15 protein-coding genes are annotated in these 15,316 nt (G+C 31.1%); 8 read left to right on the plus strand and 7 right to left on the minus strand.

Annotated elements, in window-relative coordinates; all coding sequences use genetic code 11:
• Nucleotides 1-42: 42 nt before the first annotated feature.
• A complete protein-coding gene (locus tag ISP08_RS00330; protein WP_041080228.1) occupies nucleotides 43-468 on the minus strand; it encodes a pyridoxamine 5'-phosphate oxidase family protein in 426 nt (141 codons plus the stop codon).
• Between the two features lie 183 nt (nucleotides 469-651).
• Between ISP08_RS00330 and ISP08_RS00335 the strand changes: the two genes are divergently transcribed.
• From ISP08_RS00335 to ISP08_RS00350, 4 genes are all read left to right on the plus strand, one after another.
• Nucleotides 652-2,025: a cryptochrome/photolyase family protein gene (locus ISP08_RS00335; protein ID WP_196931180.1), complete on the plus strand. Its 1,374-nt coding sequence runs from the start codon at nucleotides 652-654 to the stop codon at nucleotides 2,023-2,025.
• Between the two features lie 33 nt (nucleotides 2,026-2,058).
• A complete protein-coding gene (locus ISP08_RS00340) occupies nucleotides 2,059-2,487 on the plus strand; it encodes an antibiotic biosynthesis monooxygenase family protein (RefSeq protein ID WP_231740047.1) in 429 nt (142 codons plus the stop codon).
• Between the two features lie 644 nt (nucleotides 2,488-3,131).
• The gene (locus ISP08_RS00345) at nucleotides 3,132-5,195 is read left to right on the plus strand and encodes a heavy metal translocating P-type ATPase (RefSeq protein WP_196931181.1); all 2,064 of its coding nucleotides are present in this window, start codon (nucleotides 3,132-3,134) and stop codon (nucleotides 5,193-5,195) included.
• A 17-nt stretch (nucleotides 5,196-5,212) separates the two neighbouring features.
• The gene (locus ISP08_RS00350; protein WP_046207812.1) at nucleotides 5,213-5,758 is read left to right on the plus strand and encodes a YdhK family protein; all 546 of its coding nucleotides are present in this window, start codon (nucleotides 5,213-5,215) and stop codon (nucleotides 5,756-5,758) included.
• A 555-nt stretch (nucleotides 5,759-6,313) separates the two neighbouring features.
• Here the strand turns inward: ISP08_RS00350 and ISP08_RS00355 are convergent.
• Nucleotides 6,314-7,069, minus strand: coding sequence for a sulfite exporter TauE/SafE family protein (locus tag ISP08_RS00355; RefSeq protein WP_196931182.1), 756 nt, complete (start codon nucleotides 7,067-7,069; stop codon nucleotides 6,314-6,316).
• A complete protein-coding gene (cstR, locus tag ISP08_RS00360; RefSeq protein WP_031869238.1) occupies nucleotides 7,069-7,329 on the minus strand; it encodes a persulfide-sensing transcriptional repressor CstR in 261 nt (86 codons plus the stop codon). The genes ISP08_RS00355 and cstR overlap by 1 nt, the downstream gene beginning before the upstream one ends.
• A gap of 137 nt (nucleotides 7,330-7,466) precedes the next feature.
• Here cstR and cstA point away from each other — a divergent pair, with 137 nt between their 5' ends.
• Nucleotides 7,467-8,534, plus strand: a complete 1,068-nt coding sequence (gene cstA, locus ISP08_RS00365; RefSeq protein WP_046207814.1) for a persulfide response sulfurtransferase CstA — start codon at nucleotides 7,467-7,469, stop codon at nucleotides 8,532-8,534.
• 28 nt (nucleotides 8,535-8,562) lie between these two features.
• Nucleotides 8,563-9,897, plus strand: a complete 1,335-nt coding sequence (cstB, locus tag ISP08_RS00370) for a persulfide dioxygenase-sulfurtransferase CstB (RefSeq protein ID WP_046207815.1) — start codon at nucleotides 8,563-8,565, stop codon at nucleotides 9,895-9,897.
• 356 nt (nucleotides 9,898-10,253) lie between these two features.
• Here cstB and chrA read toward each other — a convergent pair whose 3' ends face one another.
• From chrA to ISP08_RS00390, 4 genes are read right to left on the minus strand one after another with little or no spacing between them, the layout of a single operon-like run.
• Nucleotides 10,254-11,417 carry a chromate efflux transporter gene (chrA, locus tag ISP08_RS00375; RefSeq protein ID WP_046207816.1) on the minus strand — a complete coding sequence of 388 codons (1,164 nt, stop codon included), beginning with the start codon at nucleotides 11,415-11,417 and terminating at the stop codon, nucleotides 10,254-10,256.
• 36 nt (nucleotides 11,418-11,453) lie between these two features.
• A complete protein-coding gene (gene arsC, locus ISP08_RS00380) occupies nucleotides 11,454-11,846 on the minus strand; it encodes an arsenate reductase (thioredoxin) (protein WP_046207817.1) in 393 nt (130 codons plus the stop codon).
• Nucleotides 11,847-11,863: 17 nt separating this feature from the next.
• A complete protein-coding gene (gene arsB / locus ISP08_RS00385; RefSeq protein ID WP_196931191.1) occupies nucleotides 11,864-13,156 on the minus strand; it encodes an arsenite efflux transporter membrane subunit ArsB in 1,293 nt (430 codons plus the stop codon).
• Nucleotides 13,153-13,467, minus strand: a complete 315-nt coding sequence (locus tag ISP08_RS00390; RefSeq protein WP_046207818.1) for an ArsR/SmtB family transcription factor — start codon at nucleotides 13,465-13,467, stop codon at nucleotides 13,153-13,155. The genes arsB and ISP08_RS00390 overlap by 4 nt, the downstream gene beginning before the upstream one ends.
• Nucleotides 13,468-13,718: 251 nt before the next feature.
• Between ISP08_RS00390 and ISP08_RS00395 the strand changes: the two genes are divergently transcribed.
• Together ISP08_RS00395 and ISP08_RS00400 are read left to right on the plus strand one after the other, a co-directional pair.
• Nucleotides 13,719-14,912 carry a hypothetical protein gene (locus ISP08_RS00395; RefSeq protein ID WP_229294141.1) on the plus strand — a complete coding sequence of 398 codons (1,194 nt, stop codon included), beginning with the start codon at nucleotides 13,719-13,721 and terminating at the stop codon, nucleotides 14,910-14,912.
• Between the two features lie 44 nt (nucleotides 14,913-14,956).
• Complete coding sequence (locus ISP08_RS00400) at nucleotides 14,957-15,217, plus strand: DUF1643 domain-containing protein (RefSeq protein WP_411847788.1); 261 nt, start codon at nucleotides 14,957-14,959, stop codon at nucleotides 15,215-15,217.
• Nucleotides 15,218-15,316 lie beyond the last annotated feature (99 nt).

Here is a 15,316-nt window from a genome sequence, read left to right on the forward strand (position 1 = left end):
GAGCCTGAGACATCTATTTATGTCCTAGGCTCGCCTTTTTAACTAATCGAACGTAATGGTTTGTGGTGCGTCTAATTTTTTATCGTTCATAATTTTTATGGATTTTGGTATTACTTTAATTACACACAAGTTTGGATCATCCTTAGAGTCAAAAAAGGACTTATCTTGTTTGTTCCAAATCCAATCAATAGTCTCTTGATCTTTCAGTATTTCAACATTAGCATCAATTTCTAGAAAACTACGATTATTCGTTTCATCGTAACCTATAAGTACGTGAGCTTTGGGATTATCTTTAAATTCAGCAATTTTTTTAGACTCAATGCTTGTCTTAGTATAAAGTGTGTGTCCATCATTATAAAATACCATGTATCTACTATTAGGTGTATTGTTATGTGCAGTAGATAGGACACCTATTTTTGATGTATTTAATATATTTTCAATTTCATTTTGTAATTGTTTGTTATTCATAATTTAATCACCTCTGATAATAATATACCCTGAAGTTGCCTATAATATGTAAGGTATTAAAATTTATTTTATTTTTTAGTGAATTATACAAAAGTTAAAACGGGTATATGATTGAAAACACAATCTTAAGTTAAAGGACAATTATAAAGTGAATTTGTATGAAACAAGCTGGGAGGCAATAAAATGCATTTAGGAGTCATACTTAACAGAGTTTTTAGAACGAAAGATAATCCACTTTTTCAATATATAGTGAAGTATCAAAATGAGATAAATAAATTGTATTTTATCTTACCTTTAGAAGATTTAACTGACGCATCAGAAGTAAAACGTAACTATTACTATAAAGTTGTAAAAGGATTTGTAAATGCTTTAGATAAGCATGATATACAACCTTATATTGTCACATACGAAAAGCTAGGTGAATTAGCAGAAACATTGGCGTTATCTCACGTATTAGTAGCAAAAGATATTATGAGTTATCACAAAGAAATATATGACTATCCTCATGTAAAAAAGGCTTTTGAAAATCACCAAGTTACAGTAATTGGACAGCGCGTGAATCATTATTTTGTGCCAACAAAGACTTTTAATAAACAGCAACAGCCTTATAAAGTATTTACTAGTTTTTATAAAGCAAATCGTCAGGACTTAGTACACACCCCTAAAAAAAGTTATCAATTTAAGCAGTTGTCTCAAATTGCGGAAAAGGGTTCAAATCAAAGTGACTTAAAATTTGAAAATAATAAAGATATAGAAAAGTTAGCGCGTAAAGCTTGGGATGATTTTTTAAATGGTGACATAGCTCATTATGATAAATTGACTGACGATGTGTCGCAGGATTTTGTTAGTGGATTAGGTAAATATTTAGCATATGGACTACTCGATATTCGTGAAATTATAAATGATTTACTTGAAGATTATGAGAGCGATGAAAAAAATTTTGAAGCTTTTATAAGAGAGGTTCTATTCCGTGAATTTTATTATGTGTTAATGACACAGTATTCAGAAACGGCAACTAAATCCTTTTCTGAAAAATATCGAAACATGCAATGGTCGTATAATAAAACACATTTTGAAGTATGGAAAAAAGGTCAAACTGGTTACCCAATCGTTGATGCTGCAATGAAGAAGCTGAATCGTACAGGATATATGCATAATCGCTTACGAATGGTCGTATCACAATTTTTAACGAAAAATTTATTTATTGATTGGACTTGGGGGGAGGAGTACTTTAGACAGTATTTGATAGATTATGATAATGCATCTAATGTACATGGATGGCAGTGGTCAGCATCAACTGGAACAGATGCAGTGCCTTATTTCAGAATGTTTAATCCTATACGTCAAAGTGAGCGTTTTGATGCGCAAGGGTATTTTATTAAAACACAGCTAGAAATATTTAATGATGTGAGCAGTAAATACATTCATGATCCAACTAAATATAAAGACAAGTTACAAGAAATTTATCATATTGAAATTGGAAAAGATTATCCACAGACTATCGTGAATCATAAAAATAGTAGAGATTATGTTATGGATAAATTTAAGCAATTTTGACATATCATCCAATAAAAAGGAGTGATTCATTTGTTGAAAAATGAAATACATCGTATTTATTTAGACAAAAATAATAATGAGGTAACTATTAATAGATTTAATGTGACATATCACTATACTATATTAGAACAAATTAATGATTTGCCACAATATGGTTATGCAGTTTTAAACCATTTATATGCTAATCCTGGTTTAGAGGCAGACTTCGAGCGTGTGTTCTTAAATAGAGATAAACATCTAGAGAATACTGAAGGGTTTGAAAATCTATTATTTCTAAAGCCACATAGTACACATGAACATCATGTTATCATTACGTTTTGGCAAGACGAAGCAGCTTACAAACATTGGCAAGAGTCTCAGGAATATAAAGCATCCCATAAAAATAGAGGAACCAAGCAAGGTGCTGATAAATCTATTGTAAACAGAAACCTATCATTTAATATTAGTTTAGAATTTAAATAACATAATTTTTGAATTAAATGATATTTCTGCAAACATATAGGCGAGTTATTTAAATACTAACTTGCCTATTTTTTAAGCGATATAAAAATTTTAGCAAAATCACTGATAAGCAGAGACATATCACAAATAAAACTAAAAAATAGGTTGTATGTAACTCACTTTGAAATTGATTGAATATATAGTATCTTTAATAAAATACAGCTATTGTGGCGTAGAATTTGAGAATCAAAAAAGGATTAATATAGTTTGAAGAGACTGAGCATAAATACTAGAAAAATGGCCAGTAAATGAGTTTATTATAAATTCATTTACTGGCTTCTTTAAATAATTATCTAGACAATTTGCTTTTCTAGACATACTCTGAAATGCGTTATTTTCTTTAAGAATATTAATATATGACTTGTTTTGGTAATGATAACCTTGGTCAGAGTGTATTGTCATGCGATAGTTAAGATTAGATCTTTTAATTAAAACATTGTTTTAAATATCGATGACAAGGTCTAATGTAGGACGTGTAGACATAAGTTTCGGAATTATATAAATCCATAAAAGTAGATAAATCGAAAACATTTATACCCCTAAGGGGTATGTGTTATAGTATAAGTATAGCTAATATAATATTTTCATAAATAGGAGGAGTTAATTTGAAGAATAATGGTGAAGAGCTTAAGCATCAAAATCACATGAATCATTCCAATCAAATGCATCATGATAACCATGAATCACATAATCAACATAGTGGCCATGCACATCATCATGGGAATTTTAAAGCTAAGTTTTTTGTTTCATTAATTTTTGCAATACCTATCATTTTTTTATCGCCAATGATGGGCGTTAAATTACCTTTTCAATTCACATTTCCAGGTTCTGAATGGGTAGTGTTAATATTAGGTACAATTTTATTCTTTTATGGTGGTAAACCGTTCTTGTCTGGTGGTAAAGATGAAATTGCTGCAAAAAAACCAGGCATGATGACCTTAGTTGCCCTAGGCATTTCGGTAGCTTATATTTATAGCTTGTATGCTTTTTATATGAATAACTTTAGTAGTGCAACTGGTCATACAATGGACTTTTTTTGGGAATTAGCTACCTTAATTTTAATTATGTTATTAGGACATTGGATAGAAATGAATGCTGTCGGAAATGCTGGAGATGCCTTAAAGAAAATGGCAGAACTTTTACCTAATAGTGCTATTAAAGTTATGGACAATGGTCAACGCGAAGAAGTTAAAATATCAGAGATCATGACTGATGATGTCGTCGAAGTAAAAGCCGGAGAAAGCATTCCAACAGATGGTATTATTGTTCAAGGACAAACATCCATAGATGAATCCCTAGTCACTGGAGAATCAAAAAAAGTACAAAAAAATCAAAATGACAACGTTATTGGGGGTTCTATTAATGGATCTGGAACAATACAAGTCAAGGTTACAGCTGTTGGAGAAGATGGATATCTTTCTCAAGTTATGAGACTTGTTAATCAAGCACAAAATGATAAATCTAGTGCTGAATTGTTATCTGATAAAGTGGCGGGTTATTTATTCTACTTTGCTGTAAGTGTCGGCGTAATTTCGTTTATCGTCTGGATGCTCATTCAAAAAGATGTTGATTTTGCACTCGAACGTCTCGTAACTGTATTAGTCATTGCTTGTCCACATGCTTTAGGCCTGGCAATACCTTTAGTTACTGCACGTTCTACTTCTATAGCTGCCCACAATGGTTTAATTATTAAAAATAGAGAGTCTGTAGAAATGGCTCAACATATCGATTATGTAATGATGGACAAAACCGGTACTTTAACTGAGGGTAACTTTTCTGTGAATCATTATGAAAGTTTTAAAGAAGGATTAAGCAACGATACTATAATAAGCCTTTTCGCCTCATTAGAAAGTCAGTCTAACCATCCATTAGCTATAAGTATTGTTGATTTTGCAAAAAGTAAAAATGTTTCATCTGCTAATCCACAAAATGTCAATAACATTCCAGGTGTCGGATTAGAAGGTCTAATTGATAATAAAACATATAAAATAACAAATGTTTCTTATCTTGATAAACATGAGCTTAATTATGACAATGACTTATTTATAAAATTAGCACAACAAGGCAATTCAATCAGCTATTTAATTGATGAACAACAAGTCATTGGCATGATTGCTCAAGGAGATCAAATTAAAGAAAGCTCAAAACAAATGGTAGCTGATTTACTATCAAGAAATATTACACCAGTCATGCTTACAGGTGACAATAATGAAGTGGCACACGCTGTCGCAAAAGAATTAGGTATTAGTGATGTCCACGCACAACTCATGCCAGAAGATAAGGAAAGCATTATAAAAGATTATCAAAGTGACGGTAATAAAGTCATGATGGTCGGAGACGGTATCAACGATGCGCCGAGTCTTATAAGAGCCGATATTGGTATAGCAATTGGTGCAGGCACAGATGTTGCAGTGGATTCAGGTGATATCATACTTGTTAAAAGTAATCCATCAGATATTATTCATTTCTTGATCCTTTCAAATAATACTATGAGAAAAATGGTGCAAAACTTGTGGTGGGGTGCAGGTTATAATATTGTTGCTGTACCTTTAGCAGCTGGTATTTTAGCATTTATCGGCTTGATTTTATCACCTGCAATAGGTGCTATTTTAATGTCACTAAGTACGGTTATTGTTGCAATTAATGCCTTTACATTAAAATTAAAATAAAAGATAGGAGTTTTATTATGATTAAAAAATTATTTTTTATGATATTAGGATCATTACTAATATTATCAGCTTGCTCCAATAATGATGAAAAAGATAAAAATACTAAAGATCAAAAAAGTGAGACCCATATGAAGCATAATGATGAAATTAAAGTTCCTGAAGATATGAAATCGACTAATGAAGGTGAATTTAAAGCGGGAGATAAAGTAACGATTACAGCAGGGCATATGCCAGGTATGAAAGGTGCAGAAGCTACTGTAAAAGGTGCGTATAAAACATATGCCTATGTTGTAAGTTATAAACCCACAAATGGAAATAAAAAAGTAAACAATCATAAATGGGTTGTAAACGAAGAGATCAAAGATGCACCTAAAGATGGATTTAGTAAGGGCGATACTGTTAAATTAGAAGCAAGTCATATGTCTGGTATGAAAGGTGCTACAGCCAATATAGATAACGTGAAAAAGACTACTGTTTACGTGGTTGATTACAAATCCAAAGATAATGGTAAAATCATTAAAAATCATAAATGGATGACAGGAAATGAATTGGAAGCACGCTAAAAATCTAATTCTAAATTGAGAAATAAATAGATATAAAAAATATTCTCCTTAATCAATAATTTAAAAAACTTATTATTGTTAAGGAGAATATTTTTAGTGTGTAAATTAAAAAGAATTTTAGAAGAATAACATTTATCAAAAAATTGTTCATTGCCTTATTAATTGAAATTATATAATTAAAAACCGCATCATTAGCCAATACGCAGAGCCATATAATAAATAATCCTGAAAATCCACCCAATTTAAAGATTAATTGGGTGGATTTTCAGTTTAGGTTAAATAATATAAAGATAATAAACATGACACTTGTAAAGCGATTTAATTCTTGTACTTTATCACTAAGATTTAAATAGATAATGATAGGCTTTTTGTTTTTTTGATACAATGTCACAAAGGTCTTTTGAATAATCGAATTCTTTATTATTGATTTTATGTTTCTCTTTTCTAATCCCTTTACGATATCCATAGTTATTGAATGCTATTTTTTGATACTAATACTTAATTTTTGGTGTGTATAATTATAAATATCAGGAGTTGCCTGACAAATTTCATTGATTAAAAGATAAGTTGAATAATTGCAACAATGATTAAAATACTTATAATCCATTTTTGTATGAAGTTAGGGATCTTTTTACTTAATTTTAAACCTAAGGGAGCAAAGATAATACTTCCTATTATTAAAAATAACGCGTCTTCTAAAGGAATGTAACCTTGTATAAGTTTAATGATAAAGGCGCCAATTGAAGATATAAAAGCAATTACTATACTATTAGCAACTACCATATTCATTGGTAATTTGAATAAAACTAGCAATATAGGAATAATAATAAAAGCGCCGCCTGCTCCAACTATACCCGAAATAATACCAACGAAAAGACCTATAATAACTAGTAAAGGTTTATTAAAAGCAGGTTCGCCTGAACGAGATTCGACTTTAATAAACATTAAAATTAATGCGAGTAAAGCAATGATAATATATATCGTATTTACAAATGCAGCATTAAATAAATTTGCTAGGAATGCGCCTAACATGCTCCCTGTAATCATACCTCCACTCATATAAATAACTAATGGCGGGGAGAATTCTGTTTTTTTTCGCGCTTTTAATGACCCACTTAAAGTACTGAAAAAGACTTGACTGGAAGTAAGTCCTGAAGCGATGTATGCACTGTATGGAGGAACACCAAATAGTGGCGGTAATAATAAAATAGCTGGATAAATAATGATAGCACCACCGATACCTACTAGACCCGAAATAAAGCCTCCGAACACTCCAATAAGTAACATCATAATAACAGTTGAAATATCCATTATTTACTTTTTACCAATAAGTTAACGGCTTCATTAATCAATTCTTCTGAATTTTCACCATTATCCTCTGCTGCTTTTACACATTCTATTAAATTTTCACTAACGATAATTCCCATCAAACGTTGGATTGAACTTTTTGATGCACTGATTTGAGTAATGACATCTTTACAATCTTTTTCTTCTTCCATCATTTTAATAACGCCATTGAGTTGCCCTTGTATTCTATTAATACGATTAATCATTTTTTTATCATAATGCATAGTTATTTCCTCCACTTTTAATTGATTAAAATCATAATAATAGATAGAATCGAAAATGTCAAATACCCCATACGGTATTTGACACGGCGTAAACAAACTGTTAATATACCCCTACAGGTATTTATTAGGAGGATATTATGAAACAATATAACGAAAACCATATCAACAATTTCAGTAAACAAGAATTAGAAAAATTGGGTGCACAAGGTCAACTGATTGACGTTAGAACACAAGAAGAATATGAGCTTGCACACATAAATGGTGCGACATTACATCCTGTAGATAAGATTGAATCGTTCAATAAAGATAAAAACACAACCTATTTTGTACACTGTAAAAGTGGTACCAGAAGTGCTAAAGCGAGCGAATATTTAGCTGAACAAGGCTACGACATTGTTAATTTAGACGGTGGCTATAAAGCGTATGAAGCAAAAAACGACGATGATAATACATTTGAAGAAAATACTAATGTAGCAATTAAAGCAGAGCGTAAACAATTTAACTATAGTGGTCTTCAATGTCCAGGTCCAATTGTAAACATCAGTAAAGAAGTGAAAAATATCGAAGTAGGCGAGCAAATCGAGGTTACAGTTACAGATCCTGGGTTCTTTAGTGACATTAAAAGCTGGGTCAAACAAACAGGACATACGTTAGTTAAACTGGATGAAAGTAATAATGGAATTAATGCCATTATTCAAAAAGAAAAACCAAAAGACTTGGAAGTGAACCATACTGCCAAAGGTACGACAATTGTACTATTTAGTGGTGAGTTAGATAAAGCAGTGGCAGCAATGATTATTGCGAATGGCGCTAAGGCTGCAGGCAGAGACGTAACTATTTTCTTTACTTTTTGGGGACTCAACGCGTTGAAAAAGAACCAATCCGTTCATGTTAAAAAGCAAGGTATCGCAAAAATGTTTGACTTGATGTTGCCAAAAACACCTGTACGCATGCCGCTATCTAAAATGAATATGTTTGGTTTAGGTAATATCATGATGCGCTACGTAATGAAAAAGAAAAATGTTGATTCCTTACCGTCACTCATTGACCAAGCAATCGACCAAGATATCAAATTAATCGCTTGCACGATGAGCATGGATGTTATGGGAATTCAGAAAGAAGAGCTCAGAGACGAAGTTGAGTACGGTGGAGTAGGTACTTATATTGGTGATACAGAAAATGCGAATCATAATTTATTCATCTAATTAAATCTATTAAAAAAGGAGTTTTATAATGTTTTTCAAACAATTTTACGATAATCATTTATCTCAAGCATCTTATTTAGTTGGCTGTCAACGTACAGGAGAGGCAATAGTAATTGATCCTGTTCGTGATTTAACAAAATATATGGAAGTTGCAGATAGCGAAGGTTTTAAAATTACACAAGCTGCAGAAACACATATTCACGCTGATTTTGCTTCTGGAATTCGGGACGTAGCAGAACGTTTAAACGCCAATATATATGTATCTGGCGAAGGTGATGATCAATTAAGTTATCAAAATATGCCGGAACATACAAATTTTGTTAAAAATCAAGATATTATTCAAGTAGGTAATATTAAATTAGAAGTCTTGCATACACCTGGTCATACCCCAGAGAGTATTAGTTTCTTACTCACAGATGAAGGTGGCGGCTCAAGTGTTCCAATGGGTTTATTTAGTGGTGACTTTATTTTTGTTGGTGATATCGGTAGACCTGATTTACTAGAAAAATCAGTACAAATGGAAGGTACTACAGAGATTGGTGCAAAACAGATGTACCAATCTATAGAAGGTGTTAAAGATTTACCAGATTATATTCAAATATGGCCTGGACACGGTGCTGGCAGCCCATGTGGTAAAGCATTAGGTGCTATACCAATGTCTACGCTAGGTTACGAAAAAATAAATAACTGGGCATTTAATGTGACAGATGAATCTAAATTTGTTGAAACATTAACATCAAATCAACCAGCGCCACCCCATCACTTTGCACAGATGAAAAAAATTAATCAGTTTGGTATGAACATGTATCAACCATACAACGTTTTTCCTAGTTTAGATAATGTAAGAATAGCCTTTGATCTTCGTAGTAAAGAAGCCTTTCATGGCGGTCATACTGAAGGTACAATCAATATTCCTTACAACAAAAACTTCATTAACCAAATCGGTTGGTATTTAGACTATGAAAACAGTATAGATTTAATTGGTGATAAATCTACCGTTGAGCAAGCAACACATACTTTACAATTAATTGGCTTTGATAATGTAGCAGGTTATCGTTTACCAAAATCAGAAATTTTAACCCAATCCATCCATAGCGTTGATATGACTGGTAAAGAAGAATATATACTTGACGTACGTAATGATGAAGAGTGGAATAATGGGCACTTAGATCAAGCAGTCAATATTCCGCATGGTAAATTATTAAATGAAAATATTCCATTTAATAAAGAAGATAAAATATATGTACATTGTCAGTCAGGTGTTAGAAGTTCAATCGCAGTGGGTATATTAGAAAACAAAGGCTATGAAAATGTCGTGAATATTAGAGAAGGCTATCAAGATTTCCCAGAATCATTAAAATAATTTAAAGATGTGGAAAAGTGAGTAATCCTATGAAATTGTTATTGTAAGACAATCAGATATTATAATACCACCAAGATTATTTAGAATAAATAGAAGTTTAAAAGAAATATAGATATGATTCCTAATTAGTCATAATAGCAATAGATTTATAAAATTAATATAAACCCCTTTCTAGTGGAAATGTAGTGAGCCCAATAAGTTTTACTTTTTGGGCTCACTACATAATTAATGGTTTTTACTATCTTTTACATTGAGATAAGATACTATAATTACACGAAATCAATTATTTTAATTTATAATGGTTACTTTAATAACTATACTTATAAAATTTATTCTTTGATTATGAACGAGAAAGATTAGTAAAACATTATACCTATTATAATGCCTATTAGCACAATAGACCAGGAAGGTAATTTATAATAAACTAGGAATACGAATAATGAGCTAGCTAGAACAAAATCTAATTCTGATTTAATAGTTGAAGCCCAAATCGGATTATAAAATGCAGCGATAAGAATACCTACTACACCCGCGCTTATACCTTTTAAAAAACCTTCAGCATAAGTGTTAGATTTAATATCATCCCAAAATGGTAACACTCCAAATAATAATAGAAATGCTGGTAGGAATATAGCGATAGTAGCCAAAATTCCTCCTCCAATACCTTCTATAGACATGCCAATATATGAAGCGAACGTAAATAATGGTCCGGGTACAGCTTGAGCAGCAGCATAACCCGTTATGAAGCTATCAGGTGATATTAAACCTTGTGGTACAAACTCATTTTCTAATAAAGGTAATACGACATGACCACCTCCAAACACTAAAGAACCAGATCTATAAAAACTATCGAACATTCTAAGCCATAAATTATTCGTCATAGAACTAACTATAGGTAATACAGTTAATAGTAAAAAAAATAATGAAATTGAAATAAAACCTAACATTTTAGGTAATTTAAATGTCTTCACTCTTAAATAATTTTTATCTGTAGAGGTTTCTTTTAAAAAGATAAGACCATATATACCAGTAATAGATAATGCGATTACTTGAATATAAAGATTATCGATTGTTAGAGATAATATAAGAACAAATAATGCCAATGTAATGGTACTTTTAGTATTAGTTAATTTTTTACCCATACCTATTACGGCTTGGGCAACAATGGCAACAGCTACTAGTTTTAATCCTTGCATCCAAGTTAAACTAGAATCATTGTTAATAATTAATGCTGAAAAAACCATAAGTATAATCACAGAAGGAAGTGTAAAACCAATAAAAGAAATAATTCCGCCCAGAATTCCTCCTCTAATAGTTCCTATACCAATACCAACTTGGCTGCTTGCAGGTCCAGGTAAAAACTGGCATAGCGCTACTAAATCTGAGTATTCTTTTTCATCAAGCCATTTTCTTTTCTTAACATACTCATCATAAAAATAACCTAAGTGGGCAGTTGGTCCTCCAAATGATAGTAATCCAAGTTTTAATGCAACTAAAAATATATTTATATATTTATACATAAAAAGCTCCTTGTATTTCGTTGATTAATTTTTTACTTAACTATCAAATTCTTTAATTTTTTTGCCAATTTCATCTCTAACGCGTTGAAATTCTGACCACTCTTTACCTGCTGGATCATCAAAACCCCAATGCTCTTTTTTAACGTTTGGTGGTAAAATAGGACAATTATCGTCTGCATCGCTACATAACGTCACGACCAAATCTGATTGTTTTAAAATATCATTATCAATCAAGTCTGACGTATGGTTTGATATATCAATATCTACTTCTTTCATAGCTTCTATTGCTCTAGGATTAACACCATGCGTTTCAATACCAGCAGAATAGACATTCCAATCTTCACCCAATATTTCCTTTCCCCAACCTTCAGCCATTTGGCTACGACAAGAGTTTCCTGTACATATAAAATAAATTGTTTTCTTATCCATAATTAAAGCCTCTTTTCTTAAAATATGATTAGTGTAAGGTATAAACCTAAGAGTGTTACAAATAGGACTGGAATAGTAATGATAATTCCAGTTTTAAAGTATGTCCCCCACGAAATCTTCACACCTTTTTGTGTTAAGACATGTAGCCAGAGAAGTGTTGCTAACGAACCAATTGGTGTAATTTTAGGTCCTAAATCAGAACCTATGACATTCGCATATACCATTCCCTCTTTAATAGTACCCACTACATTAGATTGTCCAATAGCAATAGCGTCTATTAAAACAGTTGGCATATTATTCATAACAGAGGATAGAAATGCAGCTATAAAACCCATACCCATGATACTGCTTAATAACCCATAACCAGAAATATTTGTTAGGACATCCCCAAGAATCGTTGTAATACCTACATTTTTTAGCCCAAATACAACAAGGTACATACCAATAGAGAATACAACAATATTCCATGGTGCTCCTTTAATGACTTGTTTTGTATGAACTGCTTTAGATTTACGAGCTAATATTACAAAAATAAGAGCAATGATACCAACAATGATTGATACAGGTATTGGTATAAACTCACTAACAAGATATCCAAAGAGTAGTACGGCTAATACAATCCATGAAATCTTAAATAATTTAGGATCTTTGATTACATTTTTAGGATCTGAAAGATTTTCTGTATCGAACCTTTTAGGTATAGATTTTCTGAAATATAACCATAAGACGAGAATACTAGCAATCAGAGAGAATATATTAGGAATAAACATTCGACTAAAATACTCAATAAACCCAATATCAAAGTAATCTGCAGAAACAATATTCACTAAGTTACTAACAATTAAAGGTAGTGATGTCGTATCTGCAATAAAACCACTGGCAATAATAAAGGGGAAAATCACTTTTTTATTAAACCCTAAAGTCCTTACCATCGCCAATACAATGGGTGTTAAGATTAAAGCTGCACCATCATTTGCGAAAAATGCTGCTACAACTGATCCTAATAACATAATAAGAACAAACATTTTTAAGCCGTTACCGTTTGAAGCTTTGACCATATGTATCGCGGACCATTCAAAAAATCCAATTTCATCTAATATTAATGAAATAAGAATAACAGCTACAAATGTTAAGGTAGCATTCCAAACAATACCTGTTACTTCTAATACATTGGAAAAACTTACAACTCCCGTAATGATCGCAACGACAGCTCCAATTAAAGCTGTAATACCAATATCTAAACCTTTTGGTTGCCAAATTACAAAGGTTAAAGTTAAAAGAAAAATCACAATTGCTAATATTGTCATCAACACTCACCTTGTTTCATATTTTCACATACACATCGTTCGTTAGATGTGTTAATAAGGTTTAAGTTGTGATTAACATGATCAAAAATTTCATGATTAAGTCGATACATATGTTTATTACCTTCTTTTCGTGAAAGAACTAATTTCTTATCAACTAATGACTTCATATGATGACTTAGGGTAGGTTGTGAAAATTGAAAATATTCTAGTAAATCACAAGCACATAGTTCACCACATGAAAGTAAATCTATTATTTCCAATCTACTTGGATCAGATAAAACTTTTAATATTGTTGCTACTTCTTGATAAGACATAACTATACCTCCTAGATACTACATAGACTATCATCTATATAGATGATAGTCTATGTTTTTGTTCTTGTGAATCTATAGGATTGGGGAATGAGAAAAAAAACCGCATCATCTACTGATAAGCAGAAGCGTATCATAAGTGATGCGGTTTTTAATTATTTTAATAAATACAAATAAAGCAAAGCGATGAATAATTTAGTAAAATAATTATTATATACTTATAGAAAATAATCTTTGATTAGAAAGGATTGACAATGATGTTCGAAGATATAATCAGTAAAGAACGTTTGATTTTTAAGTCTATGCACTTTGCTCTTGATAAGCTTTCTCAAGATGAAATTTATAATTTAATGAAAAACTATTATGAGGGCATGAAAATAAAAGAACTTTTAGAAAAATATAGGTTAGATTTAAAGATCACTAATATTGTACCTTATTTTCCAGTCTATTTAACTGATATAGAATGTCCCTACTGTCAAGGGTATATGACTGCTGTTTTTGTCTCACGAACTAATGAAGAAATACTGAAAATTAAGAATTGTAATGTATGTAGTCATACATTAGATAAAAATTGTAGATGTGAAAATTGTAGAGAGATGGAAAATAGACAAAAAGAGAGATTGTATATTTTAAAAAATAATATGCTAAAAGAATTGATAATGGATGAGTCAAAGAAAGAAGTCATAGAAGAAAATGATCTTAATATGAGACAACGTTTATATTTAGCTTCGGTATTGCATTGTAGATTGACAGAAGATATTAAGAAATTGAAACCAATAGATGAAATTATAGATTTTATAGGCCCAAGTTTTAATTTTACAATTGATATTTTTAAATATTTGTATAATACGAAGGTTATATCAATAGATGAACAATCACCTTTAGAAGCGTTCACTTTTGATTTGGATGACGAGATAATTACAAGTTTTAGCGTTGATAAAGTTAAGTATAGGCTAAATATAACTCCTTATGACGATGATTATGGTCTTATGATTAAAAGGTTGCTTTATCCTGATGAATCGTTGTTTAATAACGAATTTTGTTATGAATTATGGAAGGAAATTAATCTTGCTGAGTCTATACAATATTTTAAACATCATATGAATAAAGTTAAATTTAATACAGAGATTGGTGAGAAGACAAGAAGAACTTTTGAAAGAATTGTGGAGTATTTTTCGCTTTCTGAAATTTTCTACATTATCCATAAATCTATAGCTAATGGTACTAAATTGTATCAATCAGGTGAATATTCCAAGACACATGCTATTAATATAGTCAAAAGAGAAATATCAAACTATAGTGAAAGAGTTTTAGCAAACAATTGGAGTTTAACAGGATATAATAGAGATTATAATCTTCCTGAGTCGACGCTAAGCAAAATTTTATTTAATAATATAATGAAAATTGATTATTTAGGATTTAGAAATGCACCCACTAAACAACTATAAATTAGATAACGTTGCTATTTCAATATAAATGCTGAGGTGATAAATTGGTGAATTTTAAAAAATTAGACAACTATGAATCGAACCTATACTCCAATATATCGACACCAACCAACCTAAAGCATCTAGAAAATGCTTATGATAAGTATACAGATATTCAAATTATGAAAGCAGTCAAAGAATTAGAAGAAGTAATATTAGCTTGGGGAGCCTATGCTAAGAAGCCAGTTGTTGAAATGAGGGTTAATGAAGCCTTAGAGATGTTGAAACCACATAAAAAGAAAGTGAAGTATCTCATCAACTCATAAACCAATGAAATTATGCATCCACTGGTTATACCAAAGGTATTTAGTTAATATTTTCTTAGTAAATATCAGATACATTACTATTATTTTCGAAATAATGGT

It is taken from the genome of Staphylococcus lloydii (genome assembly GCF_015775975.1).
Classification (GTDB): Bacteria; Bacillota; Bacilli; order Staphylococcales; family Staphylococcaceae; genus Staphylococcus; species Staphylococcus lloydii.

Bases quoted from the DNA above. Each gene is read 5' to 3' on its own strand.
- ISP08_RS00330 (WP_041080228.1), bottom strand. From the start codon at position 468: ATGAATAACAAACAATTACAAAATGAAATTGAAAATATATTAAATACA.
- ISP08_RS00335 (WP_196931180.1), top strand. From the start codon at position 652: ATGCATTTAGGAGTCATACTTAACAGAGTTTTTAGAACGAAAGATAAT.
- ISP08_RS00350 (WP_046207812.1), top strand. From the start codon at position 5,213: ATGATTAAAAAATTATTTTTTATGATATTAGGATCATTACTAATATTA.
- ISP08_RS00355 (WP_196931182.1), bottom strand. From the start codon at position 7,069: ATGGATATTTCAACTGTTATTATGATGTTACTTATTGGAGTGTTCGGA.
- cstR (WP_031869238.1), bottom strand. From the start codon at position 7,329: ATGCATTATGATAAAAAAATGATTAATCGTATTAATAGAATACAAGGG.
- cstA (WP_046207814.1), top strand. From the start codon at position 7,467: ATGAAACAATATAACGAAAACCATATCAACAATTTCAGTAAACAAGAA.
- cstB (WP_046207815.1), top strand. From the start codon at position 8,563: ATGTTTTTCAAACAATTTTACGATAATCATTTATCTCAAGCATCTTAT.
- chrA (WP_046207816.1), bottom strand. From the start codon at position 11,417: ATGTATAAATATATAAATATATTTTTAGTTGCATTAAAACTTGGATTA.
- arsC (WP_046207817.1), bottom strand. From the start codon at position 11,846: ATGGATAAGAAAACAATTTATTTTATATGTACAGGAAACTCTTGTCGT.
- ISP08_RS00390 (WP_046207818.1), bottom strand. From the start codon at position 13,467: ATGTCTTATCAAGAAGTAGCAACAATATTAAAAGTTTTATCTGATCCA.
- ISP08_RS00395 (WP_229294141.1), top strand. From the start codon at position 13,719: ATGATGTTCGAAGATATAATCAGTAAAGAACGTTTGATTTTTAAGTCT.